Origin of the sequence: Fusibacter sp. A1 (assembly GCF_004125825.1) — a bacterium.
Classification (GTDB): Bacteria; Bacillota; Clostridia; order Peptostreptococcales; family Acidaminobacteraceae; genus QQWI01.
The window spans coordinates 1-1,680 of sequence record NZ_QQWI01000035.1 but is presented as its reverse complement, the minus strand read 5'-3'; the positions used below and the strand labels follow the sequence as shown (position 1 = coordinate 1,680).

1 protein-coding gene is annotated in these 1,680 nt (G+C 37.3%); it reads right to left on the bottom strand.

The features are described from left to right. Positions 1-469 precede the first annotated feature (469 nt). Positions 470-982, bottom strand: coding sequence for a hypothetical protein (locus tag DWB64_RS19045; protein ID WP_129489809.1), 513 nt, complete (start codon positions 980-982; stop codon positions 470-472). Positions 983-1,680: the final 698 nt, after the last annotated feature.

The window sequence follows — 1,680 nt, the reverse complement described above, 5'->3', positions numbered from 1 at the left end:
AACTCTTAATTAAAATAGTTTGTTTAACGTCTAGCGTTAATTATTTGTGATTTTTTTTGGTGCTTTTCTTGCACTCTAATTATCCATTGTCGCTTTCCAATTCGCCTATCGTTTATACGGGGCGGCTTATTGGAAGCGGGTACATTGTTCAGTTGTCATGGTTCATTCACTGCGAATGTTTCTTATTCGCAATTAAATTATCTTGCCGCCATCAACACTTTGTTTCGGCGACTAGTACATAGTATCATTTAAACCCCTATGCCGTCAACTCTTTTTCTTATGTTTTTTTTTCTTATTTACTCTTTTTTTTGAATACTTCAAAACACAAACAAACACCGTTAGCATTAATTTAATGTTCGTTTTTTAGGTCGTTTGGCCTATATTTCCTTATATGTTTCTAATGTTCATTCGTTTTATTTCTCTTTTTATAGAAAGGTTGTCATCTGATGACAACCTCCTAAAAAAACAGCTATTCTTTTACTTTCTTAATTTCTTCAACCATTTTCTCCCACTGAATTAGCGAAATGTTTCTTCCTGGCATCAGAGGATGTTCAAACCTCCAAAATTCCTTCAACCATTTATTTAAGTAAACGCCCAATTGATCTTCAAATCCAAGAAGTTTTACTTTGTCTGTTACCCAATAAAACACAAGAGAATCATAAGTCCCGTGTATCCATGGCCATATATAGACACAACCGATGCATTCCGTATCTTCCTTATTGACAACGGTATAGGCAAATCCCTCCCGATTGTCAAATTCATCTTGATGTATTTTTAAATCCCTATAATTTTCTTCAATCGTCATAGTATCCTTAGGCCAATCATCATCGATACTAAATATCTGCCGTAAACTCTCTTTACTCGACATCAATGCATTAAAATCCTTTTCCACTTCATCAACAGTTAATTTTCTCAGAATGAAGTGATCCTCAACCACATCAAATGGTGGTATGAAATCATCCTCAATAAATTTATATTCCATGTAAACCTCCTATTTAAACTTTGTTTTACTTATTATACCACGAGCAAAATGAACGAAGTGAGTTCATTTTGCTCGTGGGGGCTGTAAGTGAATCGTGCTACGAATGCTTTTTATTCGTAGACTGCGTAAGTGAATTGTATTTCATTCACGGGCAGAGTTCACGGAGCCCGACCCGTGATAAGGTCTCTCCAATCTCTTCACTAGCGATACATCCAACTCTTTTACAAAAACGAAAAAAGACACTAGTTATAAACTAATGTCTTTTTCAAATAAGCAACGTCTTATCTTCCCAGCCAGCTGCCCGGCAAGTATTTTCAGCGCAACACCGCCACGAATAAAATACAATTCGTTTCCCGGTGCTACGAGTAAACTACACTCGTAGAGACTTAACTTCTGTGTTCGAGATGGGAACAGACCACGAACGTATTTTGTTCGTGGGGGCTGAAAGTGAATCGTGCTACGAATGCTTTTTATTCGTAGACTGCGTAAGTGAATTGTATTTCATTCACGGGCAGAGTTCACGGAGCCCGACCCCAGATAAGGTCTCTCTAATCTCTTCACTAGCGATACATCCAACTCTTCAACAAAAACGAAAAAAGACATTAGATCAACTAATGTCTTTTTCAAATAAGCAACGTCTTATCCTTGCGAGTGTTTTTTACTCGCAACCAGCGTAAGTGAGCGCTTTTTGCTCACGG

Coding starts and splice junctions, on each gene's coding strand:
- DWB64_RS19045 (WP_129489809.1), bottom strand. CDS start 982: ATGGAATATAAATTTATTGAGGATGATTTCATACCACCATTTGATGTG.